Here is a 26382-nt window from a genome sequence, read left to right as displayed (position 1 = left end):
GACAGGTACTATGCAACCGAGTTCATATCGCCCCCCGGCGTGGCGAATCCCGCCGGTGGCCTGCCGGAACGGTCGTCCGCCACTACGCTCGTTCCATGAGCGAGGTGAACGCGACCGCCGTCGTCGGCGACGCGACCGGGCGCGGGCAAGTGGTGGCGTGGGGGTTCTGGGACTGGGGTTCCTCGGCGTTCAACGCGGTGATCCTGACCTTCGTCTTCTCGGTCTACCTGACCGACAAGGTCGGTGACGATCTACCCGGCGGCATCTCGGCCAGCGCCTGGCTCGGCTGGGCGCTGGCCCTGGCCGGCCTGATCATCGCGGTCACCGCGCCCGTGTGCGGTCAGTACTTCGACGCCGCCGGGTCGCGCAAGCGCGCGCTGGCGCTGCTGACCGCGGTCACCCTGCTGGCCATGACCCTGATGTTCTTCGTCCACGACGATCCCGGCTACCTGTGGTTCGGCCTGGCCCTGCTCGCCTTCGCCGCCACCACCTTCGAACTGGCCAACGTGCCCTACAACGCCATGCTGCGCCAGGTCTCCACGCCCGAGACCGTCGGCAGGGTGTCCGGATTCGGCTGGGCCATGGGCTATTTCGGCGGCATCGTGCTGCTGCTCATCTGCTACGCGGGGTTCCTGGCAGGCGACGGGTCCTATCGCGGGCTGCTGGGGGTGCCCACCGACGACGGGCTCAACATCCGGCTCATCGCGGTGCTGGCGGCGGTCTGGTTCGCCGCCTTCGCGCTGCCGGTGCTGTTCACCGTGCCCGAACTCCCCCGGACCGACGCCGACCCCGGGGCCGCGCGCGCCGGATTCCTCGGGTCCTACCGCGTGCTCTGGCGCGACCTCAAGGAGCTCTGGGCAGCCGACCGGCGCACCGTGTGGTTCCTGCTGGCCAGCGCGGTCTTCCGGGACGGCCTGGCCGGGGTGTTCACCTTCGGCGCGGTGCTCGCGGTGAAGGTCTTCGGGTTCGCCGACTCCGAGGTGCTGCTGTTCGGCATCGCCGCCAACGTGGTCGCCGCCCTCGCCGCCCTCGCCGCCGGCCGCTACGACGACCGGATCGGCCCCAAACGGGTCATCGTGGCCTCGCTGATCGGCATGCTCGGGTGCGGCCTCGTCCTGCTGTTCGCTTCCGGCGCCGTCATGTTCTGGATCTTCGGCCTCGCGCTGACGGTCTTCGTCGGCCCCGCGCAGGCCTCGGCCCGTTCCTTCCTCGCCCGCCTGGCGCCGCCCGGGCGCGAGGGCCAGCTCTTCGGGCTCTACACCACCACCGGCCGCGCCGTCTCCTTCCTGGCGCCGGGCTTCTTCGCCCTGTTCGTCTGGCTCTTCGCCGCGGACCGCGCCGGGATCGCCGGCCTGCTGGTCGTCCTCACCGCGGGCCTGCTCGTCCTGCTGCCCGTCCGCGCTCCCGACCGGTTCACCGACGCCGCCGCGGCGCGGGCGGTCTGAGCCCGCTCACCCGGCGACCAGGCCCCGGACGAACTCGCGCAGGTCGCGGCCCTCGGGCGTCGCGTACCAGCGCAGATGGCCGAGCAGCCAGTCCTCGTAGGCGATCTCGGCCGCGCGCCGGTCGTGGACGACGGTGAGGAAGTAGTCGATCTCGGAGAGCTCGTAGCCGAGATGGGCCACCGGCAGCAGGCCGGGCAGCGCGCGCCGCTCGGCCGCGCTCGGCGGACGCAGGGCGAGGTAGGCCTCGAAGAAGGCCGCGAGCTGGTCGTAGCGGACCTCGGCCGGTTCGCCCGCGCGGATGGCCACCCAGTCGACGGCGGTCCGCTCGACGGTGGTGGCCAGGTCGAACACGGCGGTCGTGCGGTCGGCCAGGCCGAAGTCGAACACCGTGCTCACCTCGTGGCCGCGCCACAGGTGGTTGGTCGGATGCCAGTCGCCGTGCGTCCACAGCGGGCGCAACCCCGCGAGATCCACCGGCTCCGACGGCAGCTCGCGGCGCCAGTCGCGGCCGGCGAGGAAGGCCGCCAGCGCGGGCCTGCGGGCCAGGTGCCAGGCGAACTCGCCCGCCGGGTCACCGTCGTGCAGGCTCGCCACCAACGGCCGCGCCGGCCGGGCGGGGGCGTCGAAACCCGCCGCGGCCAGGTGCGCTCGGGCCAGCGCCGCCCCCGACCCCGCCGCGTCCCCGGTGTCGCGCCAGGGCGACCAGGAGAAGTCGGGACGGTAGCGGTCCTCGCCCGCGCCCGCCGACTGCACCTCGTAGACGAACTCCACCGGCCCGCGCGCGGTGTCCAGCGTCGCGACGCCGCCGACGCGGAGCTCCGGCACCGGGACGCCCGCCGCGCGCAGGTGGTTCGCGAAGCGGTGTTCCTCGCGCAGCGCCGCGCGGTCGCGCAGGGCGGTGGGCAGGCGTTTCACCACGACGTGACCGCCGTCGGCGAGCGCGACGCCGACCGTCGTCGACAGCGGTCGCGGGCTGCGCCACAGCACCTCCGCCGGCGCGGCGCCCCAGGCCGTCCCGACCGCGCGGGCGATCTCGGCGTCGGTCGACGCGGGCCAGGAGGACTCGGTCACCGGCTCGTCGCCCATGCCGAAGACGCGGTCACCGGCCGTCACGGGCCGGACCGGGCGGCGGCGCGGTCGCCCGCGGGGGTGGTCGGCACCGTCCCATGCTAGGACGCGGCGCGCCCGGTTACGCTCCCCTGGTGAGTCTGCCCTCCCCCACATCCGACAATCGTGCCGTCGTCACCGGCGCCTCCTCCGGCATCGGCATGGCGCTGGCCGCCGAGCTGGCCGCGCGCGGCTACTCGCTGATCCTGGTCGCCCGGCGCGGTGAGGTGCTCACCGAACTGGCCCAGCGGCTGACGCTGGCCCACGGCATCACCGCCGAGGTCCGCGCGGTCGACCTGTCCGACCGCGAGGCCCGCCGCAGCCTCGTCGACGAACTGTCGGTGCGCGACATCGCCATCCTGTGCAACAACGCGGGCATCGCCACCTTCGGCACCGTCGCCGACCTCGACCCCGGCTACGAGCGCGCCCAGCTCGAGCTCAACGCCACCGCCGTGCACGACCTCACCCTGGCGGTGCTGCCGGGCATGATCGAGCGCAAGGCGGGCGGCATCCTCATCAGCGGGTCGGCCGCGGGCAACATGCCCATCCCCAACAACGCGACCTACGCCGCGTCCAAGGCGTTCGCCAACACCTTCAGCGAGTCGCTGCGCGGCGAACTCAAGGACACCGGCGTGCACGTCACCCTGCTCGCGCCGGGACCGGTGCGCACCGAGACCCCCGCGCCCGAGGACCAGTCCATCGTCGACCGCATGGTGCCCGACTTCCTGTGGGTGTCCTCGGAGTACACCGCCAAGGTGTCCATCGACGCGCTGGCCCGCAACAAGATGCGGATCGTGCCCGGCCTGATCGGCAAGGGCATGAGCGTGGCGGGCAACTACGGCCCGCGCGCCCTCACCGCGCCGATCGCCGGCGCGTTCTACCGCAAGCTCGGCGGCGGCGAATAGCCCGCGCTACCGCCGCCGGGTGCCGAAGATGCTGCGGCTGATCTCGCGCCCGGCGGCGCTGGCCGCGGACCGCAGGAAGCTCTTCACTGCCGGGTTGTTCATGATCCGGTCCGCCGCCGAGTCCTCCTGCGCGGCCGCCCGGCCCGGCGCCCGTGCCTGCTCCGGCTCCGGCTCGGCCGCCGCCACCGAGGCCGCGAGCCGCTCGTAGGCCGACTCGCGGTCGATGGTCCGGCCGTACCGGCCCTGCAAGCCGCTCGACAGCGCCGCCGACCGGATCGCGTCCTCGCCGATCGTGTCCATCAGCGAGCGCGGCGGCACGACGCGGGTCCAGGCGACCGGCGTCGGCGCGCCGCGGTCCGACAGCACCGTGACGATCGCCTCGCCGGTCCCGAGCGAGGTCAGCGCCTCCTCGAGGTCGTAGGCGGCGGTCTTGGGATAGGTGCGGACGGTCTTGGCCAGCGCCTTCTGGTCGTCGGGCGTGAACGCGCGCAGCGCGTGCTGCACCCGCGCGCCCAGCTGCGAGAGCACCGGATTGGGGATGTCGGTGGGCAACTGGGTGCAGAAGAACACCCCGACCCCCTTGGAACGGATGAGCTTGACCGTCTGCTCCACCTGTTGCAGGAACGCCTTGGAGGCGTCGGCGAACAGCAGGTGCGCCTCGTCGAAGATGAACACCAGCGCCGGCTTCTCCACGTCACCGACCTCGGGCAGCGTCTGGAACAGGTCGGCGAGCACCCACATCAGGAACGTCGAGAACATCACCGGCCGCGCCGCCTGCTGACCCAGCTCGAACAGCGTGATCACGCCCTGCCCGCCCGCGGTGCGCAACAGGTCGCGCGGATCCAGTTCGGGCTCACCGAAGAACGTGTCCCCGCCGTCGGCCTCCAGATTGACCAGCGCGCGCAGGATCACCCCCGCGGTCTGCTTGGACACCCCGCCGATGCCCTCGAGATCGGCCTTGCCCTCCGCGCTGGTGAGGTGGGTGATCACCGCGCGCAGATCCTTCAGATCGAGCAGGGCGAGGCCGTTGGTGTCGGCCCAGTGGAAGATCAGGCCGAGGGTCGACTCCTGGGTGTCGTTGAGCTGCAGCACCTTCGACAGCAGGATCGGGCCGAAGGAGGTGATCGTCGCCCGGATCGGGACGCCGACGCCGCCGGTGCCCAGCGAGACGAACTCGACCGGGAACCCGCTCGGCGACCAGTCGGGCTCCCCGGTCTCGGCGGCCCTCGCCCGGATCTTCTCGGTGTCCGCGCCCGGCGCGGCGAGCCCGGACAGGTCGCCCTTGATGTCGGCCAGCACCACCGGGACACCGGCGCGCGAGAGCTGTTCGGCGATGCCCTGCAGGGTCTTGGTCTTGCCGGTGCCGGTCGCGCCCGCGACCAAGCCGTGCCGGTTCATCATCTTCAGCGGGATCCCCACCCGCGCCGCCGGATCGACCGTGCCGTCGACCACGACCGTCCCCAGATCCAGTGTGGGACCGTCGAACACATAGCCCGCCGCGATCTCCCGCGCGGCGTCCGACGCCGCGGCCACCGGCTCCGAGGGAGCCTCGGCCGCGTCGGCCGCCTCCCGTTCGGCCGCCTCGGCCGCGGCCGCCGCCTCCGCGGCCACCCGGGCCGCCTCCTCGGCCGCCTTGCGTGCGGCCGCCGCCTTCTCCGCGGGAGTGGTCATGTCGCGCGTCCTCCGTCCGGTCACCCCGACATCAAGAACCTCACGGCAAACCATATCCCCGCCGGTCACGCCGACCCCGGCGCGACGGGGAGTGTCGTGCGGGCGAACCGCCGCCGGACAGACCTGTCCGGCCCGCCCGCGACGGCCCCGTTAGGGTTGCTCGGGTGACGGACAAGCTCCTGGTGTGGATGGATTGCGAGATGACGGGCCTGCGCCTGGACAGCGACAAGCTGATCGAGGTGGCCGCACTCGTAACCGACAGCGACCTCAACATTCTCGGTGACGGTGTCGACATCGTCATCCACGCCGACGACGCCGCGCTCGCGGCCATGCCGCCGGTGGTCACCGAGATGCACGCGAAATCCGGCCTGACCGAAGAGGTCCGGCGCTCGGCCGTCTCGGTCGCCGAGGCCGAGCAGCAGGTCCTCGAATACATCCGCCGGTACGCGCCGACCGCGCGCACGGTGCCGCTGTGCGGCAACTCCATCGCCACCGACCGCGCGTTCATCGCCCGCGACATGCCCGAACTCGACGCCCACCTGCACTACCGCATGGTCGACGTCAGCTCGATCAAGGAACTGTGCCGCCGCTGGTACCCGCGGATCTACTTCGGCCAGCCGGAGAAGGGCCTGGCGCACCGCGCGCTGGCCGACATCAAGGAGTCGATCCGGGAGCTGGAGTACTACCGGCGCACCGCGTTCGTGCCGCTGCCCGGGCCCTCGACCTCGGAGATCAGCGCGGCCGCCGAGGCGGTCACCGCGGCCGTGGATGTCACCGGATCGAGCCCCCGACCTGCGGATTAGGGACTACGGGTGACTTCACGCTAATATCTATCGCGCCGGTGATTCACCGGCGATGGTGAGTGTAGTTCAGTTGGTAGAGCACCAGGTTGTGATCCTGGCTGTCGCGGGTTCGAGTCCCGTCACTCACCCCATGTGGTCAAGGACCGAATCTCGCCCCGGTGAGATTCGGTCCTTTTCCGTTTCCCGGGCCCGACGGTCCCGGTGAGCCCCAGGAGGCGCGGATGTATGTCAAGGTGTGCGGTCTCGACACCGTCGCGGCGGCCGAGGTCGCGGTCGCGGCGGGCGCCGACGCGGTCGGCGTGGTGATGAGCCGGACCAGCCCGCGCCGACGCACCTTCGCCGAGGCCGCCCCGATCGTGGCGGCCGTCCGCGACCGGGTCGACACCGTCCTGGTGGTCAACGACACCCCTGCCGCCGAGGCCGCCGAGATCGCCGGGCGGCTCGGCGTCGCGGTCCTGCAGCTGCACGGCCCCTACACCCGCGCCGACTTCGCCGCCGCCCGCGCGATCTTCCCGCGGCTGTGGCGGGCCACCTCCCTGGCCGAGGATCCCGATCTCACCGTCGGCGCCTGGGACGAGGAACTGATCCTGCTCGACGCGCCGAGGCCCGGCTCCGGGGAGCGCTGGGACCTGTCCGCGCTGCGCGCGCGCCGCCCCGTCGGCAACTGGCTGCTGGCGGGCGGGCTGAACCCCGGGAACGTGGCCGAGGCCGTCGCCGCGGCCGACCCGTGGGGCGTCGACGTGTCCAGCGGCGTGGAGTCCGCCCCCGGGGTGAAGGACCACGACCGGGTCCGCGCCTTCCTCGACGCCGCCCGCGGCGCCCGGACGCTGGAACGATGACCGGAATCACAATCGAGCGGCTATAGTCTGGACGGCCGCCCTACTGTGCGGTAGCTCTCTTCCTCGCCGACGCGAGCCGCTCGACCCGGAAAGACCATCGATGAAGCGTTCGACCCTCGTCGTGGCCGCCTTCGCAGGCGCCACGATCCTCGGCCCCGCCGGGGCCGCCACCGCCGCGCCGCAGGCAGGCACCGGCCTACCGCTGACCCCCTGGGAGGGGACCGCCACCGACACCGCGGGCCTCGAGGTACCCAGCGAACTGCCCGCCGGCTCCGGCTCGGCGCAGAGCGGCTCGGTGACCGGTTTCGAGACCACCGGCTCGTCCGGCAACGGCTCGTTCGGCGTCCCCAACCTCGACCGGCTGCTCTTCGGCGGCCGCATCCTCTGCGGCGCGCTCGGCAGCGCGCTGGCCGTGGCGGGCGAGGCGATGATGGACTGCCGCAACGTGCCGGGCAACTGAGCCGCCGCGGCACGACGAGCGAGGGGCCACCGGGACATCGCGTCCCGGTGGCCCCTCGCGTGTTCGGCGCCCGATCAGGGGGCGTCGGCGTTGCCCGCCTTCCACTGCGCCCACGGGATGTTCCAGTCGCCGAGGCCGTCCACGCCCGAAAGCGTGTTGCCCACGGTGTTCTTGACGATGGTGATGTCGCCGCGCTTGGCGTTCTCGAAGACCCACTGCGCGTTGGCCGGGCTCAGGTTCAGGCAGCCGTGGCTGGAGTTGGAGTAGCCCTGCTGGCCGACCGACCACGGCGCGGAGTGGAAGAAGATGCCGCTGTAGGAGATCCGGGTCGCGTAGTCGACCGGGGTCCGGTAGCCGTCGGCCGAGTTGACCGCGACGCCGTAGGTCGAGGAGTCCATGATGATCTTCTCGTGCTTGTCGGCGACGATGTAGATCCCGTTGTCGGTGGGCGTGGAGTCCTTGCCCATCGAGGTCGGCATGGTCTTGATGACCTCGCCGTTGCGCTCCACCACCACCTGGTGGGTGTTGTCGTCGGCGGTGAAGATCACCGCGTCGCCGATGGTGAAGTGCGAGCTGATGTTGTCCTGGCCGTAGACGCCCTTGCCGAGGTCCTTGCCGTAGACGTTCACCTCGATGTTCACCTTGGTGCCGGGCTTCCAGAAGTTCTCCGGACGCCACCGCACCTCGCGGTTGTTGACCCAGTAGAACGCGCCCTCGACCGGCGGGTCGGTGGTGATCTTGATGGCCTCCTGCACCGCCCGGCGGTTCGGGATGTTCTCGTCGAACTGCACCGCGACCGGCTGGCCGATGCCGACGACCTCCCCTTCGCCCGGCATCAGGTACGGCTTGGTCTGGTTGTTGGGCGAGCTGGTGGTGAAGCTCAGCGTGGTCGAGTTCGCGCCGCCGAGACCGATCGCCTCGGCGGAGAGCCGGTAGGTCTTCCCGTAGCCGAGGACCTCGGTGGTCTCCCAGGAGCGGCCGTCGGCGGACAGCTTGCCCTGCACGGCCTTGTCCTGGGCGTTGGCGAGGGTGACCTTGGTGAAGGTGCCGTCCTCGACCTGGAAGGCCAGCGGCATCCCCGGCGAGACCCCGACCTGACCGTCCTTGATCGTGGACACCAGTTTGGGCTTGATCAGCTCGGTGATCGGGTTACGGTCGATCGCGACGTCCGCGCCGACCCCCTCCCCGGTCGAACACGCCGACGCACCAAGCGCGACGACAGCGGCAAGCGCGATCGGCGCGATCGCGCGCAGCGACCTCCGTCGCCCCCGTTGGTAGCCCATCTCAACCCCGTTTCTCACACCGACATGACGTGTCGCCTCGAGCCTTGGTCCCGCGTCGCCGAGGTCGGTCGAGATCGTCGTCGTAGTCATTCTGCCAGCCCCCGATGCCCGCTCCAACGCAATGTGGCGGTGACACGACGGGCATCACAATCGTTAGATCCGATCCGGGCGCCGAAGTGTTAACACGGCCGAGGGGTCGACATTCCCGCTGGTCAGCGCCCGATTTCACTTTCTGCGGTAGGTCCTGTTAATGTTTACACCGCACCGGAGAGCGGGGCCGGAGAGAGAGCCGAGAGGCCCTCACGAAGCGCCGCGAACCGAGGGCAAACAAGCGCCATTAGCTCAATTGGCAGAGCAGCTGACTCTTAATCAGCGGGTTCGGGGTTCGAGTCCCTGATGGCGCACACAGCAAGTCCCGGCAGTCACGACTGCCGGGACTTTCGCTTTACCAGGGGGTCTCCAGGGGTCCCCCGGGGGTCTCCGCCGGGTAACAGCCGGGCGCGCGCGAGGGGTCCGTTTCCCAGAGATCGGGGCTCCGAAACCTCCTGATCGCGATCTTCGCCAGAAAATTACTGTGACGCCCGGCACAGCGGCACGCTCGGCAAACTCCCCGCGTAGATAACGATTCCGCAACCACGGTGTCCGGCGACCAAGATCGACTGAGCGTTTCAGCTCAGGTTCTGTTCACCTTCCGTTAACCTTCCGTGACCATTCTGTCATCAGGTCAGAAACAGACCAGCGGTTCGGAATCATCCGGACAAAGCGCCTGTCTCCCCGCAGCCAGCTGTGGAGCATCGTGCGACGCCAGGCGGGACGCCCCAGAGCGCCCGGTCCTCATCCATGGTCGCACGCCTACACGAGAAACAACACATCGCCTCTACGGCGGCGCGGCCATTGCCGTGCGCCGAGCGGTTCCCCCGTGCCCACAACCGGGCCGTGAGCCGCCGGATACACGATGAAGGAACGAAAAAAGCCATGTCTGACAGCGACACACGCACCATCAAGTTCTTCGGCCGCCGCACCGTGCGTGAGGCCGTCACCATCGCGGCCGCCTCGACCGCCATCATCTCCGTCTTCTCCGCCGGTGTGGTCGCCCTGGCCGACAACACCGTCGACTCCGGCGTGACCATGGCCGCCGCCGAGCAGCGCACCGTCGCCGCCGCCGAGGTGCCCGCCGTCGGCGCGCCGCAGGCCGCCCCGGTCGCCGAGGCCATCCCGGCCCCCGCGCCCGCCCCGGAGCCGGCGCCCGCGCCGATGCCCGCCCCGGCGCCGCAGTACCCCGACAACCTGGACGGCTGGATCCGCGAGGCCCTCGACATCCTGAACGCCAAGGGCATCCCCGCCAGCTACGACGGCATCTACCGCAACATCATGCGCGAGTCGACCGGCAACCCCCAGGCGATCAACCTCTGGGACTCCAACGCCGCGATGGGCATCCCCTCCAAGGGCCTGCTCCAGGTGATCGACCCGACCTTCGCCGCCTACCACGTCGAGGGCACCCCCTTCGACATCTGGAACCCGGTGTCCAACATCGCGGCCGCGTGCAACTACGCCGCGCACCGCTACGGCTCCATGGACAACGTGAACAGCGCCTACTGAGCGCGGGGGCACGGCACCAGCCTTACCCGGGTGGACGCCCGCACACCGGTCGACGAGGACCGGAGTGCGGGCGTTCGCCGTAGAATCGGGCCGGTGCCCGACAGCTCCGACCACGCCCACTCCGACGCGGCCAACGCGGGCCGCGCCGCGAAGGCCCGGCGGCTGGCGGCCTACCTGTGGGACCGCGACATCTCCGCGAGCGAACTGGCCGCGCTCCCCGCGCCCGTGCTGCGCAAGCTGGCCCGCGCGGCCGAGACCAATCCGCCGAGCACCGGGGAAACCTGGCGGGTCGTCGCCGGCCTGCTCGACACCAAGGACGCCTGGGCGCTACGGCATCCCGATCATCCGGCCGCGGTCCGCGCGCACGCCGCGGAGAAGATCCTGTGGATCAAACCGCCGGTGACGCCGTGGAACGAGTCCTGACCGCCGAACCGCTCAGGCGGCGACCTTCGCGCGGCGGGCCGCGAAGATCCGTCGGCCCAGCAGCCCGTGGCGCGGGGCGAAGAGGTACACGACGGTGAAGGCCACCCCCTGCGTGACCACCACCATCGCGCCCGCCGCCGTGTCGGCGTAGTAACTGATGTAGAGCCCGGCCACCGCGCAGGCCACCGAGATCGCGGGCGCGATGACCAGCATCCGGCCGAACCGGTCGGTGAGCAGGTAGGCGGTGGCGCCCGGGATGATCAGCATCGCCACCACCAGCACCACACCCACCGCCTGCAGCGCGACCACCGAGGTCAGCGCCAGCAGGCCGAGCAGGGCGGTGCTCAGCAGCCGGGTGTTCAGGCCGATGGCGTGCGCGTGGGTCGGGTCGAAGGCGTAGAGGGTGAAGTCGCGGCGCTTCAGCAGCAGCACCGCCAGCACGAATCCGGCCAGCACCAGGATCTGGGTCATCTCCCCCCGGCTGACGCCGAGCAGGTTGCCGAAGACGATGTGGTTGAGGTCGGTCTGGCTCGGCGTCACCGACACGAGCACGAGGCCGAAGGCGAACAGCGTGGTGAACACGATGCCGATGGCCGCGTCCTCCTTGACCCGGCTCGTGTCGCGCACCACCCCGATCAGCGCGACCGCGAGGAAGCCGAAGATCACCGCGCCGACGGCGAACGGCCAGCCGAGGATGTAGGCGAGCACCACGCCCGGCAGCACCGCGTGCGAGACGGCGTCGCCCATGAGCGACCAGCCGATGAGCACCAGCCAGCACGAGAGCACCGCGCAGACCGCGGCGGCGACGACGGTGGTGATCAGCGCCCGTTCCATGAACGCGTAGTTCAGCGGGTCGAGGAGGATATCCAGGAGGTTCATCTGCTTCCCCGTGGTCAGTCGCGGTTCATGACGTCGAGGCCGAAGGCGCGGGCCAGGTTCTCCGGGCTCAGCACCACCTCGGGGTCGCCGTGTTCGAGGACCGTGCGCATGAGCAGCACCGCCTCGTCGGCCAGGCCGGGCAGCGCGTGCAGGTCGTGGGTCGACACCAGCACCGTCGCCCCGCCGGCGGCCAGGTCGCGCAGCAGCGCGGTGATGGTGGCCTCCGAGCGCTTGTCGACCCCGGCGAACGGCTCGTCGAGCAGCATGACGGTGGCGCCCTGGGCGATACCGCGGGCGACGAAGGCGCGCTTGCGCTGGCCGCCGGAGAGCTGCCCGATCTGCCGGTCGGCCAGGTCGGTGAGTTCGACGCGGTCCAGGGCCTCGGCCACCGCCTCGCGGTCGGCCCGGCGCGGGCGGCGGGTGAGACCCATGTGGCCGTAGCGGCCGGTCATCACGACCTCGCGCACCGAGATCGGGAAGGTCCAGTCGACGTCCTCGGACTGCGGAACATAGCCGAGCACACCGGATCTGCGCGCCGCGGCCGGGGCGACACCGTTGATGGCGACGCTCCCGTGATCGGGTCTGACCAGGCCCATGATCGTCTTGAACAGCGTGGACTTGCCCGAGCCGTTCATGCCGATGAGCCCGCAGACCCGCCCGGACTTCAGCGTGAGGTCGACCCCGTCCAGGGCGAGCACGTCGCCGTAATGCACGGTGACATCGGCGATCTCGACGACGGGCGTGTTCACGGCGTACCTCCGGTGAGTGCCTTGCCGATGGTGGCGGTGTCGTGGCGGATGAGCTGGAGGTAGGTCGGCACCGGCCCGTCGGCCTCGGAGAGCGAGTCGACGTAGAGGACGCCGCCGAACCGCGCCCCGGTCGCCTCGACGACCCGGCGCATCGGCGCGTCGGACACCGTCGACTCGCAGAACACGGCGGGCACCTGCCGCGCGCGCACGAAGTCGATGGCCGAGCCGATCTGCTGCGGCGTCGCCTGCTGTTCGGCGTTGACCGCCCAGATGTACTTCTCGGTGAGACCGGCGTCGCGGGCCAGGTAGGAGAAGGCGCCCTCGCAGCTGACCAGCGCCCGCTGCCGGTCGGGCAAGGCGGCCAGCCGGTCGACCAGTTCCCTGTGCACGGACCGCAATTCGGTCTTGTAGGCCTCGCCGCGCGCGGTGAAGTCGCCCGCGTGCGCCGGGGCGAGCTCGGCGAACGCGCGGACCATGTTGTCGACGTAGGTCGTCACGTTCAGCGGCGACATCCAGGCGTGCGGGTTGGGCTTGCCCTGGTAGGCGTCCTCGGCGATCGGCATCGGCGCGACGCCGTCGCTGACCACGACGTGCTTCACGTCGAGGTCGGCGACGAACTGCGCGAACCACGCCTCGAGGTTCATGCCGTTGTCGAGGATGAGATCGGCCTTGGCGGCCTTCTTGATGTCGCCCGGGGTCGGCTCGTAGCCGTGGATCTCGGCGCCCGCCTTGGTGATCGACTCGACCTTCAGGTGGTCCCCCGCGACGTTCCGCGCGATGTCGGCCAGCACGGTGAACGTGGTGAGCACGACCGGGCGGTCGTCGTCCTCCCCCAGGGTCACCCCGCACGCCGTGAGCGTGAACGCCAGCGCCGACACCGCGCACGCCGCGGCGAGTCGCCGCACAGACCTTGTTCCGAGCCGATCCCTCACCCTTCCCAGGGTAAGTTCGGTCAACCGAACTTACAAGTTGGCAAACTGGGAACAGATCGGTCCGGGAGTCCACACAATGGGCCGACCGGTAGGTACCTCACCGGGCCGCGCGCGCCCGGCGCAGGACGAGGCCGCCCGACGCGAGGCTCCCCAGCCCCAGCGCGATCGCGAGGTAGCCGCCGGCGATCCCGTTGCCCGTCCCGAGCCCGCCGTCGGCGGTCCCCACGATCCAGGCGCCGACCATTACCCCGACCAGCCCCGCCACCAGGGTGATCGCGGCGCCGCGCCGACCGGCGACGAGCCGGCCGCCGGGGCGAGCGAGGGCGCGGACGCCGACGATCACCCCGGCCAGCGCGACGAACGCCGAGGTCGTCGCCACGAGGCGGTCGGCGGTCAGCCCGTAGGCGTCGGCGCCGAGCCGCTCGGTCGCCGCGTGCGCGGTGGGCGCGAAGGCGGACAGGGCCGCCACCGTGAGGACGGGAGTCAGAAGACGGAGACCGGACATGTGCTGCTCCTTCGACGGTGCCGATGACGTATCGAGCATGGCCCGCGCACCGGCGGCGGAACATCGTGCCGTCGTGGACATTCCGCGCTGCCGCCGCCGGCGCGGCGTGCTCGGCCGCCTACCGCCGCCGGGCCGCCTGCTACCACGGGCGCGGTAGGGCGGCGGATACCGCGACGAAAGGATTCCCACCCGGGCCGCGCTGGCTAGAGTCGGGGAGATGAGCAGGGGCACGGTCGTGGACGCGGTGATCGCCGTCGGCGTGGCGGCCGCCCTGGTGCTCACCGGGGTCACCCAGCACACCGGGGCGGCCGCGCTCCCGGCCGGATACGCCTTGCTGGCGGCGAGCGGGCTCGCCCTGTTCTTCCGGCGGCGCGCGCCGCTCACGGTCCTGGCCGTGACGGGGATGTGTGCGCTCGGCTGGCAGGCCGCAGGCTTCGACGTGCCCGCCGTGTCCTTCCTGTTCGCGGTCTACGCGGCGGTCCGGGCGGGCCATCGGTGGACCACCGCGGGCGCGTCGGTCGCGCTGCTGGCCGCGCTGCCCCTTGCGGTGCTCGTCTCCCTGCGCGACCTGCCTGCCGCCGCCGCGCAGGCGCGCGGCGCGCTGGAGATCGCGTGGCTCGTCGCCGCGGGGGCGGCGGGCGAGGCGCTGCGCCAGGCCGAGCGCCGCGCGGACGAGGCCGAACGCAGCAGGGAGGAGACCGCGCGCCGCCGCGCGGGCGAGGAACGCCTGCACATCGCCCGCGAACTGCACGATTCGCTCACCCACCAGATCTCGGTGATCACCGTGCAGTCCGAGGCCGCCGTGCACGTCGCCCGCCGCCGCGGCGAGGACGTGCCCGCGGCGCTGCTGGCCATCCGCGACGCCGGGCGCGAGGCGGCCCGCGAACTGCGCGCCACCCTCGACGCCCTGCGCGACGACGACACCGCACCGCGCCCGGGGTCGGCGCGGGTCCCCGATCTGCTCGACCGGGCGAGGGCCGCCGGCCTCGACGCCGCGCTGACCGTCACCGGGACGCCGCGGACGCTGCCGGTCGCCGTGGACCGCACCGTCTTCCGGATCGTGCAGGAGGCCCTCACCAACGCCGCCCGGCACGCCCGCGGCGGCGCGGTCGACGTCCGGCTCGCCTACGGCCCCGGCGAACTCGTCGTGCGGGTCGACGACGACGGGCCCGCCGCGCCGGCGGGCCGGGACGACCCGCGCGGCGCGCACACCGCCGCCACGGCGGGCGCCGGCCTGCTCGGCATGCGGGAACGGGTGCACGCGCTCGGCGGGCGCCTGCACGCCGCCCCGCGCGGCGACGGCTTCCGGGTCGAGGCCGTCCTGCCCGTGGACCCGGCGTCGTGATCCGGGTCCTGCTGGCCGACGACCAGCCCCTCATCCGCAGCGGTTTCCGCGCCCTGCTCGACCTCGAGGACGACATCGAGGTCGTCGCCGAGGCGGGCGACGGCGCGGAGGCGCTGGCGGCGGCCCGCGCGTGCCGGCCCGACGTGGCGCTGCTCGACATCCAGATGCCCGTCCTGGACGGGATCGAGACCGTGCGGCGCATCGCCGCCGATCCGGAACTGTCGGACGTGCACGTGGTGATGCTGACCAACTACGGGCTCGACGAATACGTCTACGACGCGCTGCGCGCGGGCGCGGCCGGGTTCCTCGTCAAGGACATCCGCGCCGAGGACTTCCTGCACGCGGTCCGGGTGGCCGCGCGCGGGGACGCGCTGCTCGCGCCCGCGCTCACCCGCAGGCTCATCGACCGCTTCGTCGCGCGGCCGCGCGTGGGCGGCCGCGGCCCCGCCGAGCTCACCGCCCGCGAGCGCGAGGCGGTCGTGCTGGTCGCCCAGGGACTGTCCACCGACGAGATCGCCGCGCGGCTGGTCATCAGCCCGCTGACCGCGAAGACCCACGTCAACCGTGCCATGACGAAGCTGGGCGCGCGCGACCGCGCCCAGCTCGTCGTCTTCGCCTACGAGACCGGGCTGGTCGTCCCCGGCTGAACGGTCAGGCGCCGGCGAGGAACTCGACGAGGACGCGGTTGACCTCGTCCGGCCGTTCGAGGTAGCCGTAGTGACCGCACCGCTCCAGCTCGAGGTAGCGCGCGCCCGGGATCGCCTCGGCGACCTCGCGGCAGAACCGCGGCGGCACCATCTGGTCGTCGGCGAATCCGACCACCAGGCTGGGCACCCGGATGCCGGCGTAGGCGGCGCGCCGGTCCTGGCTGCGGTCGAGCCCGAGCTGGGCCCGGGTGCCGGGAGTGCCCTTGCCCGAGGTGAATTCGAAGATGTCGAGCCATTCCTGCGCCTTGACGGGATCGGCCAGGGTGTGCGGCGACAGGTTCAGCATGGCCTTGACGGCGGCGGAGTACTCGGCGGGCAGCTCGATGCCCTTGTCGTAGAGCGCCTGTTCGCCCTTGTTGAGCAGGGTGGTCACCGGGGCCGGGCGGGCGGTGCCCGCCAGCATGATCGCCTTGCCGAGCAGTTCGGGCCGGGCCAGGGCCAGCTCGGCGACCACCCGCGAACCGAGCGAGGTGCCGACCACGTGCGCGGGCGCGCCGAGGTGCTCGATCAGCGCGGCGGTGTCGGCGACCATGTCGGCCACGGTGATCCCGCCCGCCGACTCCGACGAGGGCGCGATGCCACGGTTGTCGAATGTGGCGACCCGGAATCCGGCCTTCACCAGCGCGGGGACCTGGTAGCTCTTCCACACGCGCCCCGGGCTGCCGGTCCCCATCACCAGCACGACCAGCGGTCCGGACCCGGTGACGTCGACGTTCAGCGTGATGCCGTTGAGCGAGAGGAGAGCCATGGCGCGCAGCCTACGGCACCTCCGCCGCCGCGCGGACCCGGCGGCGGCCCGCTCAGGAGGCCGCGGCGAAGTAGGCGGTCCGCACGGCCACGGTGGCCGGCGGCGGGAATTCCGGCGCCCCGGACCCGAGCGGGCCGACGGCGACCGTCCAGGTGCTCGACGAGGTGTCGATCGCGGTGCGCGCGTCCACCTGCTGCAGCACCACGTCGTGACCACCGGAGCAGGAATAGGCGCCGACCAGGCCGTCGGCCCGCCCGCCCCAGGCGCCGCCGACGCGGATCCGGCACTGCCTGCCGTCGGCGAGCTCGAGCGCCCACGGCTCGGGCGACGCCGTCCGCCCCACGGCGGTCAGCGCGGGGTCGACGGAGTAGGCGCGCAGCGTGCGCTGCCACGGATCGCCCGCGCACAGCAGCCCTTGCCGGTCGGGGGTCGGCCAGCACACGTCGGCCGCGGCGGCCGACGGCCCGCAGTGATAGACGCCCGCCGTGGTCGCCGAGCGGCTGGGCGCGGGATCCGCGCAGTTCAGCGTGCTGACCGGGGTCGGATCGGGCAGGGTGAAGCCGTCGGCGGGGCGCCCGGCGGCGTCGACCGCGACGAGGGTCACCACGGCGGTCGCCTGCGGGGCGGGTGTCGCGGTGCCCGGCGACGCGGTTACCGGTGCAGTCGCCGGGGTCGTCGCGGCCGTCGGCGAGCCGGGCGGCGCGGTCGTGGCCGTCGGCTCGGGTCCGGCCGTGGCCGACGGGTTCGCCGCACCCGGGGCCGTCGTGGTCCCCGGCGCCGCGGGCGGCGACGCCGCCTCCGAGCACCCCGCGAGCAACACCGCGCACGCGGCGCCGATCACCGCGACCCACCGCACCGAACCGAACATCGTGCCCCACCTCCACCGAGCGAACTCCGGTCCCGACCTCTCCACAGGGAATCGAGCGCCCGAACGTCGCTGTTAACCAGGCATTTCCGTCCGCCGCTCGGCCTCGCCGACCACCTTCGCCGACAGCGTGCGCAGCGCGGCGCCCTCGTCCTCGGTCAGCCGGTCGACGAACAGTTCGCGCACCAGTTCCACATGCTCGGGCGCGGCACGTTCGAGCACGCCGCGGCCGGTCTCGGTCAGGGAGACCACGATGCCTCGCGCGTCGTCGGCGGCGGGGCGGCGGTCGACCAGCCCGCGCGCGGCCATGCGCGCGAGCTGCTTGGACAGCCGCGACTTGTCCCAGCACACCTCGGCGGCGAGGTCCTTCGCGCGCAGGCATCCGCCCGGCGCGGCCGACAGCGGCACCATCAGCTCGTAGTCGGCCATGGACAATCCCGACGCCGACAGCCCCGCCGCGAGCGCGGCGTCCAGCCGCTGGCGCAGGGCGATGTAGGCCTGCCAGGTCTTCTGCTCTTCTTCGGACAACCACCGGACCACGGGAATGATCCTAGCGAAGGTTTGGTTGACATGGACACCAAATACTTCCCAGGAGGTCCCGATGCCCGCCATCACCGTCGACGACATCATGGTGCTGCCCCGGCTGCCCCGCCCGGACGTCACCGCGACCCAGCGCCCGGTCCGCCAGGTCGCGACCGGACAGCGGCAGCGCGAGGGCGCGGGCTTCGAGGTCACCCGCCCGTTCCCCTCGGTCGACCTCCGCTCGGCCGATCCGTTCATCCTGCTCGACCAGATGGGCCCGGTCACCTACGAGCCGATGGAGGCCAAGGGCGCGCCCTGGCACCCGCACCGCGGCTTCGAAACCGTCACGTACATGATCGACGGGTCGATGGTCCACCACGACTCGCACGGCGGCGGCGGCACCATCGGCGCGGGCGACACCCAGTGGATGACCGCCGGATCGGGCATCCTGCACGACGAACTGCCCGAGGAGAAGCTGGTGATCTCCGGCGGCACCTTCCACGGCATCCAGCTGTGGGTGAACCTGCCGCGCGCCATGAAGTTCGCCACCCCGCGCTACCAGGATCTGCGCGGCGGCGAACTGACCCTGGTCAGCTCGCACGACGGCGGCGCGCTGGTCCGGCTCATCGCCGGCGAGGTCGGCGGCTTCGCCGGGCCGGGCTCGACCTACACCCCGATCGCCTACGCGCACGCCTCGATCACCCCCGGCGGGCTGCTCGAGACCCCGTGGCCGACCCACTTCACCGCCATGGCCTACGTCCTGTCCGGCAGCGGCACCGCAGGCACCGAGGGCCGACGGATCACGGCGGGCGACCTGGTCGTCTTCGGCAAGGGCGACGCCATCACGCTGCGCGCCGACGACGAGCAGCACACCGGCACGGGCGATTTCGAGGTGCTGCTGCTCGGCGGCGCGCCCCTGCGCGAACCCGTCGTGCAGTACGGCCCGTTCGTGATGAACACCCGCCAGGAGATCATCGACGCCATCGAGGACTTCCAGGCCGGGCGCATGGGCAACATCCCGGCCGAGCACCTGGCCGGGCGACGGCTCGGCGAATGAGGTTCGGCCCGACCACCGATCCGCGGCCCGCGCCGGCACATCACGGGCAAGCGGCCAGGGGGCGATAACCGACCCGCGGTCACGGGAGGACGTGCGCGGGCCCGCGGTTGACAACGCGGGCCCTCGTCACGACAGTGGACTCCGGTTGCCCGGCCGTTGTGTCCGGGCCGACATCCGAACCGCAGCAGACATAGAGGAATTCATGAACGTTCGCCGGCTCACGATCGCCGCCGCCGCCGCAGGGATGACCCTGCTCGCGGCCCCCTCCGCCATGGCCAACCCGCTGTCGAGCGGCTCGTCGGGCACCGGCTCGTCCAGCCTGGACGCGGCGCTGGGTGCCACCGGTTCGGCCAGCCTGACCCAGACCGGCTCGGCCGGTGGTTCCTTCCGCAACTGCGACGAGGCCAAGGCCGCCGGTCGCGCGCCGCTGTTCCGCGGCGAGGCGGGCTACGCGCCGTACCTGGACCCGGACGGCGACGGGCTCGCCTGCCCCACGGTGTGATCCACCCCCACGACGCGGAAACGCCCCGATGGTTCTCGAACAACCATCGGGGCGTTTCTCGTTCTGTCGCGTCAGCGGCGGATGATCTTGATCAAGACCAGGCCGACGACGAGCGCGCCCGCGCCGATGAGTGTGTACTTCACCTTCGGCTCGTTCACCTTCGCGACCACCAGCGCCTTGGTGTCATCGGCGATGCGCTGCGGGTTGGCGCGCACGGCCAGTTCGTCCAGGGTGTTCGCCAGGCGGTCACGGGCGATCTCGATTTCTTTTTCGATCCGCGCGGTGTCGTCCTTTGCCACCGTCACCTCCCATAGTCCTTGTCGGCTCCGACGGCCGGGCGTGGTCGCCCGGCGGGCCTCGCACGAGTCTATCCATACGAAATCGGGGCGGCGTTCGGATACCGTGCGGTGGTGACCGACAACCATCGCCTCTCCCCCGGAGACACCGCACCCGATTTCACCCTGCCCGATGCCGACGGCAAGGACGTGTCGCTGTCGGACTATCGCGGCCGCAAGGTGATCGTCTACTTCTACCCTGCGGCGAGCACGCCCGGCTGCACCAAGCAGGCCTGCGATTTCCGCGACAACCTGGCCGAACTCGGTGGCGAGGGCATCGACGTCCTCGGCATCTCCCCCGACAAGCCCGCCAAGCTGGCCAAGTTCCGCGACAACGAGGGCCTGACCTTCCCGCTGCTGTCGGACCCGGACCGCGCGGTGCTGACCGCGTGGGGCGCCTTCGGCGAGAAGAAGATGTACGGCAAGACCGTCACCGGCGTGATCCGCTCGACGTTCCTGGTGGACGAGGAGGGCAAGATCGCCCTGGCCCAGTACAACGTGCGAGCCACCGGCCACGTCGCCAAACTGCGCCGCGACCTGGGCGTGTGACCCCGGCTCCGGTGGGGTGCGCGGCACCCCACCGGGACACCGGTCAGTCCGTCTCGTTCGGCACCAGACGGGTGGGGACGCCCGAGCCGGGCATGAACGGCACCGAGGCCGGGGCCTGCTGCACGCCGGGAGTGGCGGGCTCCAGGGGCAGCGGCTCGCCCTCGCCCGGCGCGCCGCTGTAGAGCTCGGTCGGATACTGCAGGGGGAACTGGCCGGGGTCGGCCTGCTGCGGGTTCGGGGACAGATCGGTGAACGGCTGGCCGGGGTGCACGTCGAGGGCGCTGCCCGAGCCGAGGCCGCCCGCGCCGGAGCCGCTGTCGGCGGCCTCCTGGACGGGCGGTGCGATCGTGGCGGCGGCAGGCCTGCGCTGGTCCGGGTGCGCGCCGGGCTGGTGCTCGGCGTCGGTCGAGACGGCGGTCTTCTCGACCTGCGCGCCCCCGTCGATCATGAGCGCCCCGCCGGTCACGAGCCCGCCCGCGAGCACACTGGCCGCCGCGGCCAGCAGCACTGTGCCGCGCCGCGCGCCCCTGCTCGCGACCGAGGGCACCTCGGCGACGTCCTCGAGCGCGACCAGCGCGGCGCCTGCCGCGGGCGCGAAAGCCGCGATGCGGCACGGGATCACGGGCACGCCGAAGGCGCCGACCGCCTCACGCAGCGCGGGCGCGTCGGCGGCGGAGCCGACCAGCACCACCGCGTCCGGCCGGACCGCGGCGGCCTCGATCTGATCCATCGCGGCCGACACGGCGGCGTGCAGGCTGCCCGGGGTCGGCGCGCCCGGCTGGGCGTGGGCGGCCAGGACCCGGCGGCGGCCGCCGTCGACCAGGGTGACCGCCTGGTGCCCGGCCACCGACTCGCAGACCAGCAGGTTCTCGAACTCGTCCAGCCAGGTCATCGCGCCGGCGACATAGAGGTGCGCCGACCGGGCCGACACCAGCGAGGCGGTGTTCCAGCGGGTGGTCGCCAGCCGCGTGACCAGCGCGCGGCGTTCGGCGGCGTCGCGGTAGGTGACCGCGGTGCCCGCGATCTCGTACTCCGGTTCGAGTTCGGCGGCCATGGTGTCGAGCACCGATTCGACCGCGGCGGCCAGGTCGGCGCGGCCGTCGCCGCCCGCGGGGACCGCGCGGCGCAGCACCAGCCGGTCGCCCAGGGTGTCCCCACTCTCGGACAGCGCCACGGCGTGGACCGCCCCCCGCTCCGTACCGATGCCGAGAGTTACCACAGATCCAGCTCCCACAGCGCATGCCTTCCGTGACGCGACTCATCGAAAAACCCCGGGCCCCCGGCTCATCCGGGACCCCGACGGGGTGGCCGAACTGCTGCGGTGCCGTTCCGGCGGCGGCGGAGATCAGGCCGCCGCGGGCTACACCGCGAAGACGCGTGCGGGTGCACGCACGCTCGTATTGTTGTTCGCTACGAGTTCTCTCGCGGATGGGTGGGAATTCACACCGTTCGGACACGCGGTGCACCATGCATGCATCGCGGGTATGGGTCTACCGCTAGCCTGGGTGGGTGGAAGTACATGCGCAGGCCAGAGCCGAGCAGCGCCGACTCGACCCGGCGCTGGACCTGCAGGACGATCCGCAGGAGCTGATGCCGCGCAAGCGGCCGACCCAGGAACGCAGCAAGCGGAAATTCGACGCCCTGCTCGCCGCGTCGCGGGAATTGCTGGTCGAGGTGGGCTTCGAGTCGTTCACCTGCGAGGAAGTGGCGCAGCGCGCCGAGGTGCCCATCGGCACCCTCTACCAGTTCTTCGCCAACAAGTACGTCATCGTCTGCGAGCTGAACCGCCAGGACCTGGTCGCCGTCTCCCAGGAACTGGCCGACTTCCACGGCGAGGTGCCCTCGCTGGACTGGCTGCGCCACATGAACAGCTTCGTCGACCACCTGGCCAACCTGTGGACGACCGACCCGTCGCGCCGCGAGGTGTGGCTGGCCATGCAGTCCACCCCTTCGACCCGGGCCACCGGCGCGATCCACGAGAAGGAGTTCGCCGAGGTCGTGTCGCAGATGCTGCGGCCGCTCACCCCGCGCACGCCGCGCGCCCGCCGCACCATGATGGCCGAAGTGCTCGTGCACGTGGTGTATTCGATGCTCAACTTCTCCGTGCAGGACGAGCAGACCACCGCCGAGGCGGTCTCCGAGCTCAAGCGCCTGATGGTCGCGTACCTGCTGGTCGCGGAAAAGGAATCGCGGACCGCCACCGAACGGTGACGATCCGCGATCCGTCGTTCTCCTACCGGGTGGTCTCGCGACCCTCGATCAGGTCGGCCAGCTCACCCGGGTCCTCCAGCACCACCATCGCCGCGGCGACGTCGCCGTCGTGGGTCAGCGACAGGTGCACCCGGGCCCGCGGCAGGAATTCCGCGGCGAGGCCGTGCAATCGGATGCTCGGCCTGCCCCACGCGTCGTTCACCACCTCGATCAGCGGGTACGGGTTGTCGCCGATCTGCGGGCTGCGGGCGAACCGCGAGCTCGCCCACGCCTTGAGCACCGCCTCCTTCGCCGCCCAGCGGGCGGCGAAGGAGCGGGCCGGGTCGGTGCCCTTGCTCTGGCAGTAACGGCGTTCACCGGCGGTGAAGCTCTCGCGGAGCATGGTGGTCCCCGAGCGTTGCAGCTGTTCGGCGAACTCGGAGATGGTCACCACGTCCAAACCGATACCCAGAATCGTCACAGACGGTGAGCCTACGACTCGGCCGCCGCGGCCGTGGCCGCTTCGCCGGTGCCGCAACCGAATCCGCTCGCGCGGTACACGCCGGTCTCGTCGAGGCGGGCCTCGGGCGAGAGCAGCATGTCGGCTTCGCGGGTCCGGATCTCGGCCGACGGGGTACCGTCCGCGCCGAGGCGCCGGTCGGCGGGCCGCTCGTAGAGCGCGCCGCCGCCGCACATGGCCTCGGCGAAGCGCTGCCTGCCCGCCAGCTGACGCTGCTGGGCGCGGTCCTGGTAGTCGGCCCGGCGCTCCGACGGCACGGCCGCGAGGAAGGCCTGCGGGTGGACCACCGCGAGCAGACCCGAGACGTGCCCGAAGCCCAGCGAGGTGACCAGACCGGCCTTGAGCGCGAACCGGTCGCCGAAGCGCAGCGCCTCACGCGCCCACACCAGGTGCGGGTACTGGGCCATCTTCTCGTCGACGCAGTCCAGGCTGCGGTTCGGCGGGACGACGCCCTGCTCGAGCACCTGGCACAGGCCGATGAGCTGGAAGGCCGCCGCGCCGCCCTTGGCGTGGCCGGTGAGCGACTTCTGCGAGACGACGAACAGCGGGGCGCCGTCGGTGCGGCCCAGCGCGCCGGCGAGGCGCTCGTGCAGCTCGGACTCGTTGGGGTCGTTCGCCGCGGTGGAGGTGTCGTGCTTGGAGATCACCGCGATGTCGTCCGGCGTGACGCCGAGCTTGCGCAGCTCGGCGGCCAGCCGCGAGCCGCTGCCGCCGCGACCGGCGCCGAGGGCGCCCAGTCCCGGCGCCGGGATCGAGGTGTGCACGCCGTCGGCGAAGGACTGCGCGAAGGCGACGACGCCGAGCACCGGCAGCCCGAGTTCGAGGGCCACGTCACCGCGGGCGAGCAGGACCGTGCCGCCGCCCTGGGACTCGACGAACCCGCCGCGGCGGCGGTCGTTGGCCCGGGAGAAGTAGCGGTCCTCGATGCCCTTGGCGCGCATGGCGGCCGAGTCGGCGGTGGCCGACATGTCGCCGAAGCCGACGATGCCCTCGATGCCGAGGTCGTCGAAGCCGCCGGCCACGACCACCTCGGCCTTGCCGAGGCGGATCTTGTCGACGCCCTCCTCGACCGAGACGGCGGCCGTGGCGCAGGCGGCGACGGGGTGCACCATCGCACCGTAGGACCCGACGTAGGACTGCACCACGTGCGCCAGGGCCACGTTGGGCAGGGCCTCCTGCAGGATGTCGTTCGGGCGCGGCTCGCCGAGCAGGTTGTCGACGTAGAGCGAGCGCATCGAGGACATGCCGCCCATGCCGGTGCCCTGGGTGTTGGCCACCAGACTCGGGTGCACCCAGCGCATGAGTTCGTCGGGGCTGAAGCCCGCGCCGACGAACGCGTCGACGGTGCAGACGATGTTCCACAGCGCGACCCGGTCGATGGAGGCGGCCATGTCGGCGGAGACGCCCCAGATGGTGGGGTCCCAGCCGGTGGGGATCTGGCCGCCGACGACGCGGGAGAGCTTGGCCTTGCGCGGCACGCGGATCTCGGTGCCCGCCTTGCGGGTCACGGTCCAGTCGCCGGAGTCGGCGACGGGGGTGATCACGGTGTGCTCCGGGTCGGCGGCGTGGAAGGCGCGGGCCTCGGCCTCGCCGCCGACGGTGAACGACAGGTCCTGGTCGAGGAACACCGAGGTCAGCAGCGGCGCGGTGTTGTCGACCATGGCCGCGTCGTCCTCGTACCGGCGCACGCCGCAGCGGGCGACGACGGTGTCGTGGTAGCGGTCGGCGATCTCCGATTCGGGGACCAGGTCACCGGATTCGGTGTCGTACCAGCCCGGCTTGGGCTCGTTCTCCCAGCGGACCAGACCGGTGGTCCATGCCAGCTCGAGCACGCCGGCGGCGGAGAGGCGGTCGTCGACCTCCATCTCGAAGCGGGTGCGGGCCGAGCCGTAGGGGCCGAGCTCGCCCGCGCCGACGATGACCACCATGTCGGCGAGGTCGGCGGTGACCTCGCCCCACTCGGGCACCGGCAGCGCCGAACTCAGGGTCGGCGGCGCGGGAAGGGCCGGGATCGACGGCACGTCGACGGTCTCCGGCTCGGCCGCCGCCGCGGCCTCCTGTGCCTGCTTGGCCAGGGCGGGCAGGTCCAGCTTGGCGCGGGCCAGGCCGCCGGTGAGGTCGATCTGCTGCGGCCCGGTGACGGTGACCTGGCGCGCACGCGAGGTGCACCACTTGAGCAGCTCGGCGGCCATCTCGGTGGTCGACCAGGTCTGCACGCCCGCCTTCTCCACGGCCTCGACCATCGGGTCGTTGTGACCCATCAGGCCCGTGCCGCGCACCCAGCCGATCAGCGCGTGCACCAGGGTGACCCGCTCGGCCCAGGACTTCTCGGCGCGCCACTTGGCGACCACCGCGTCGAGCGCCGCCTTGGACTCGCCGTAGGCGCCGTCGCCGCCGAACAGGCCGCGGTTGGGCGAACCCGGCAGCACCACATGCAGTTTCGCGTCGACGTCGTGGTCGGCGCCGAGGGCGGACAGGCCGCCGATCAGCCGCTCGACCGACCACAGCAGGACCCGCATCTCCATCTCGGCGCGGGCGCCCGCGTCGGCGAGGTCACCGGCGACCCGCGGCGCCGCGAAGGGCAGCAGCAGGGTCGGGGTGAGCGCGTCCTTGATCTTGGTCTTGGCGCCGCCCGCGGTGTCGATCTGCTCGCTGCCGACCCACTCGACCAGCGCGTCCAGGTCCGTGTAGGAGGCCATGTTCGCCGGGACGACCCACAGCTTCGCGCCGTGGCGGGCGTGGGTGCGGTAGAGCTCGCGGTAGAAGCTCAGGCGCTTGTGGTCCAGGTTCGAGGTGGTCACCACGACGGTCGCGCCGCCGGCGAGAAGTTCGCCGGTGACCGCGGCCGCGATGGATCCCTTGCTGGCGCCGGTGATCACGGCCGTGTCGTCGGACCAGACGCCGGGCTCGCTGGTGTCGCGCGCGGCCTCGGCGATGCGGCCGTAGTAGCCGGCCAGCACCGAGCGGGCCTCGTGCATGGCGCGCTGGCGCCACCAGCTCGCCTGCGCGGCGACCGCTTCGCCCGCGCCGAGGTAGCCGCTGACCGGCTGTTCGGCGCTGGTGGCGTCGTCGGCCAGCCACAGGCGGGCCAGGTCCTCGCGGGCGGTGGCCCAGCGGTCGTCGATGAGGACGGCCTTGCGGGCGTCGAACGCGGGGGCGACCAGGCGCGGCCAGTCGCTGCCGAGCTCGGCGGAGACCAGGTCGGCCAGGGTGTCGGGGGTGAGCTCGGGCGCGGAGACCTTCTCGGCGAGGCCGAGCTGGTCGAGGATGACCCGGGCCGCCGTGGCCAGCACGCCGTCGCGGCCGGTGATCTGCTCGGTGAACTCGCCGAGCGCCGCCGCGTCCACGGTGCCGCCCGCGCCGCCGCCCGCCGCGGGCAGGCTGACCGCGACACCGCGCCGCGCGGCGACCGCCTGCACGGCGGCGTCGATGGCGGCGTCCA

General features: G+C 72.2%; 27 protein-coding genes and 2 tRNA genes. 15 read left to right on the top strand and 14 right to left on the bottom strand.

Features of this window, described 5'->3' with window-relative positions; translation table 11 throughout:
- Positions 1–95: 95 nt before the first annotated feature.
- Positions 96–1445, top strand: coding sequence for an MFS transporter (locus tag ON36_RS06210; protein WP_043648805.1), 1350 nt, complete (start codon positions 96–98; stop codon positions 1443–1445).
- Between the two features lie 6 nt (positions 1446–1451).
- On the opposite strand, the gene ON36_RS06205 is transcribed toward ON36_RS06210, so the two are convergent.
- On the bottom strand, positions 1452–2558 hold the full coding sequence (locus ON36_RS06205; RefSeq protein ID WP_043648802.1) for a phosphotransferase enzyme family protein: 1107 nt from the start codon (positions 2556–2558) through the stop codon (positions 1452–1454).
- A gap of 89 nt (positions 2559–2647) precedes the next feature.
- On the opposite strand from ON36_RS06205, the gene cmrA reads away from it, so the two are divergent.
- Positions 2648–3457: a mycolate reductase gene (gene cmrA / locus ON36_RS06200; RefSeq protein ID WP_043648799.1), complete on the top strand. Its 810-nt coding sequence runs from the start codon at positions 2648–2650 to the stop codon at positions 3455–3457.
- Positions 3458–3463: 6 nt separating this feature from the next.
- Here cmrA and ON36_RS06195 read toward each other — a convergent pair whose 3' ends face one another.
- Positions 3464–5128 (bottom strand): helicase HerA-like domain-containing protein, encoded by a 1665-nt coding sequence (locus tag ON36_RS06195; protein WP_043648797.1) that lies wholly within the window; start codon positions 5126–5128, stop codon positions 3464–3466.
- A 164-nt stretch (positions 5129–5292) separates the two neighbouring features.
- Between ON36_RS06195 and orn the strand changes: the two genes are divergently transcribed.
- From orn to ON36_RS06175, 4 genes are all read left to right on the top strand, one after another.
- A complete protein-coding gene (gene orn / locus ON36_RS06190) occupies positions 5293–5931 on the top strand; it encodes an oligoribonuclease (RefSeq protein ID WP_043648795.1) in 639 nt (212 codons plus the stop codon).
- A gap of 55 nt (positions 5932–5986) precedes the next feature.
- Positions 5987–6062, top strand: a tRNA-His gene (locus ON36_RS06185).
- A 90-nt stretch (positions 6063–6152) separates the two neighbouring features.
- Complete coding sequence (locus ON36_RS06180) at positions 6153–6770, top strand: phosphoribosylanthranilate isomerase (RefSeq protein ID WP_043648794.1); 618 nt, start codon at positions 6153–6155, stop codon at positions 6768–6770.
- Positions 6771–6870: 100 nt separating this feature from the next.
- On the top strand, positions 6871–7230 hold the full coding sequence (locus tag ON36_RS06175; protein WP_043648792.1) for a hypothetical protein: 360 nt from the start codon (positions 6871–6873) through the stop codon (positions 7228–7230).
- A 74-nt stretch (positions 7231–7304) separates the two neighbouring features.
- Here the strand turns inward: ON36_RS06175 and ON36_RS06170 are convergent, their stop codons facing one another.
- Positions 7305–8513, bottom strand: a complete 1209-nt coding sequence (locus tag ON36_RS06170) for a L,D-transpeptidase (protein ID WP_043648789.1) — start codon at positions 8511–8513, stop codon at positions 7305–7307.
- A gap of 331 nt (positions 8514–8844) precedes the next feature.
- On the opposite strand from ON36_RS06170, the gene ON36_RS06165 reads away from it, so the two are divergent.
- The 3 genes from ON36_RS06165 (at position 8845) to ON36_RS06155 (ending at position 10535) form a co-directional block, all read left to right on the top strand.
- Positions 8845–8917, top strand: a tRNA-Lys gene (locus ON36_RS06165).
- A 571-nt stretch (positions 8918–9488) separates the two neighbouring features.
- Positions 9489–10112, top strand: a complete 624-nt coding sequence (locus ON36_RS06160; protein ID WP_043648786.1) for a transglycosylase SLT domain-containing protein — start codon at positions 9489–9491, stop codon at positions 10110–10112.
- A 93-nt stretch (positions 10113–10205) separates the two neighbouring features.
- A complete protein-coding gene (locus ON36_RS06155) occupies positions 10206–10535 on the top strand; it encodes a hypothetical protein (RefSeq protein ID WP_043648783.1) in 330 nt (109 codons plus the stop codon).
- Positions 10536–10547: 12 nt separating this feature from the next.
- On the opposite strand, the gene ON36_RS06150 is transcribed toward ON36_RS06155, so the two are convergent.
- From ON36_RS06150 to ON36_RS06135, 4 genes are all read right to left on the bottom strand, one after another.
- Positions 10548–11414, bottom strand: coding sequence for a metal ABC transporter permease (locus ON36_RS06150; RefSeq protein ID WP_043648780.1), 867 nt, complete (start codon positions 11412–11414; stop codon positions 10548–10550).
- 14 nt (positions 11415–11428) lie between these two features.
- On the bottom strand, positions 11429–12163 hold the full coding sequence (locus tag ON36_RS06145) for a metal ABC transporter ATP-binding protein (protein ID WP_043648777.1): 735 nt from the start codon (positions 12161–12163) through the stop codon (positions 11429–11431).
- Positions 12160–13068, bottom strand: coding sequence for a metal ABC transporter substrate-binding protein (locus ON36_RS06140; protein ID WP_174377541.1), 909 nt, complete (start codon positions 13066–13068; stop codon positions 12160–12162). Before ON36_RS06140 ends, ON36_RS06145 begins: the two co-directional genes overlap by 4 nt.
- A gap of 124 nt (positions 13069–13192) precedes the next feature.
- Positions 13193–13600: a DUF6223 family protein gene (locus tag ON36_RS06135; protein WP_043648771.1), complete on the bottom strand. Its 408-nt coding sequence runs from the start codon at positions 13598–13600 to the stop codon at positions 13193–13195.
- Between the two features lie 217 nt (positions 13601–13817).
- Between ON36_RS06135 and ON36_RS06130 the strand changes: the two genes are divergently transcribed.
- The gene (locus ON36_RS06130; RefSeq protein ID WP_043648768.1) at positions 13818–14945 is read left to right on the top strand and encodes a sensor histidine kinase; all 1128 of its coding nucleotides are present in this window, start codon (positions 13818–13820) and stop codon (positions 14943–14945) included.
- The gene (locus ON36_RS06125; RefSeq protein WP_043648766.1) at positions 14942–15592 is read left to right on the top strand and encodes a response regulator; all 651 of its coding nucleotides are present in this window, start codon (positions 14942–14944) and stop codon (positions 15590–15592) included. Before ON36_RS06130 ends, ON36_RS06125 begins: the two co-directional genes overlap by 4 nt.
- A 4-nt stretch (positions 15593–15596) precedes the next feature.
- On the opposite strand, the gene ON36_RS06120 is transcribed toward ON36_RS06125, so the two are convergent.
- The 3 genes from ON36_RS06120 to ON36_RS06110 all read right to left on the bottom strand — a co-directional run bounded on the left by ON36_RS06120 (position 15597) and on the right by ON36_RS06110 (position 17805).
- On the bottom strand, positions 15597–16400 hold the full coding sequence (locus ON36_RS06120) for an alpha/beta fold hydrolase (protein ID WP_043648763.1): 804 nt from the start codon (positions 16398–16400) through the stop codon (positions 15597–15599).
- Positions 16401–16452: 52 nt separating this feature from the next.
- The gene (locus ON36_RS06115) at positions 16453–17268 is read right to left on the bottom strand and encodes a hypothetical protein (RefSeq protein WP_157224798.1); all 816 of its coding nucleotides are present in this window, start codon (positions 17266–17268) and stop codon (positions 16453–16455) included.
- Between the two features lie 72 nt (positions 17269–17340).
- Positions 17341–17805: a MarR family winged helix-turn-helix transcriptional regulator gene (locus ON36_RS06110; RefSeq protein WP_043648761.1), complete on the bottom strand. Its 465-nt coding sequence runs from the start codon at positions 17803–17805 to the stop codon at positions 17341–17343.
- 61 nt (positions 17806–17866) lie between these two features.
- Here ON36_RS06110 and ON36_RS06105 point away from each other — a divergent pair, with 61 nt between their 5' ends.
- Entirely contained in the window at positions 17867–18844 is a 978-nt protein-coding gene (locus ON36_RS06105; RefSeq protein WP_043648759.1) for a pirin family protein, read from the top strand.
- A gap of 202 nt (positions 18845–19046) precedes the next feature.
- Positions 19047–19346: an excalibur calcium-binding domain-containing protein gene (locus tag ON36_RS06100; RefSeq protein ID WP_043648757.1), complete on the top strand. Its 300-nt coding sequence runs from the start codon at positions 19047–19049 to the stop codon at positions 19344–19346.
- Between the two features lie 71 nt (positions 19347–19417).
- Here the strand turns inward: ON36_RS06100 and ON36_RS33370 are convergent, their stop codons facing one another.
- Complete coding sequence (locus ON36_RS33370; protein ID WP_245557930.1) at positions 19418–19651, bottom strand: DUF3618 domain-containing protein; 234 nt, start codon at positions 19649–19651, stop codon at positions 19418–19420.
- A gap of 105 nt (positions 19652–19756) precedes the next feature.
- On the opposite strand from ON36_RS33370, the gene bcp reads away from it, so the two are divergent.
- On the top strand, positions 19757–20230 hold the full coding sequence (gene bcp / locus ON36_RS06090) for a thioredoxin-dependent thiol peroxidase (protein ID WP_043648843.1): 474 nt from the start codon (positions 19757–19759) through the stop codon (positions 20228–20230).
- Positions 20231–20273: 43 nt separating this feature from the next.
- Here bcp and ON36_RS06085 read toward each other — a convergent pair whose 3' ends face one another.
- Positions 20274–21404 carry a hypothetical protein gene (locus ON36_RS06085; RefSeq protein ID WP_043648755.1) on the bottom strand — a complete coding sequence of 377 codons (1131 nt, stop codon included), beginning with the start codon at positions 21402–21404 and terminating at the stop codon, positions 20274–20276.
- Between the two features lie 416 nt (positions 21405–21820).
- On the opposite strand from ON36_RS06085, the gene ON36_RS06080 reads away from it, so the two are divergent.
- Positions 21821–22441 (top strand): TetR/AcrR family transcriptional regulator, encoded by a 621-nt coding sequence (locus tag ON36_RS06080; protein ID WP_083884941.1) that lies wholly within the window; start codon positions 21821–21823, stop codon positions 22439–22441.
- A 22-nt stretch (positions 22442–22463) separates the two neighbouring features.
- On the opposite strand, the gene acpS is transcribed toward ON36_RS06080, so the two are convergent.
- Positions 22464–22901 carry a holo-ACP synthase AcpS gene (gene acpS, locus ON36_RS06075; RefSeq protein ID WP_043648750.1) on the bottom strand — a complete coding sequence of 146 codons (438 nt, stop codon included), beginning with the start codon at positions 22899–22901 and terminating at the stop codon, positions 22464–22466.
- Between the two features lie 11 nt (positions 22902–22912).
- Positions 22913–26382 (bottom strand): beta-ketoacyl synthase N-terminal-like domain-containing protein (locus ON36_RS06070; protein WP_043648747.1); only part of this gene is annotated, 3470 nt, incomplete at its 5' end.

Origin of the sequence: Nocardia thailandica NBRC 100428 (genome assembly GCF_000308795.1) — a bacterium.
Classification (GTDB): domain Bacteria; phylum Actinomycetota; class Actinomycetes; order Mycobacteriales; family Mycobacteriaceae; genus Nocardia; species Nocardia thailandica.
Note: the sequence above shows the minus strand (reverse complement) of the source record. Positions and strands in the feature narration are given on the sequence as shown.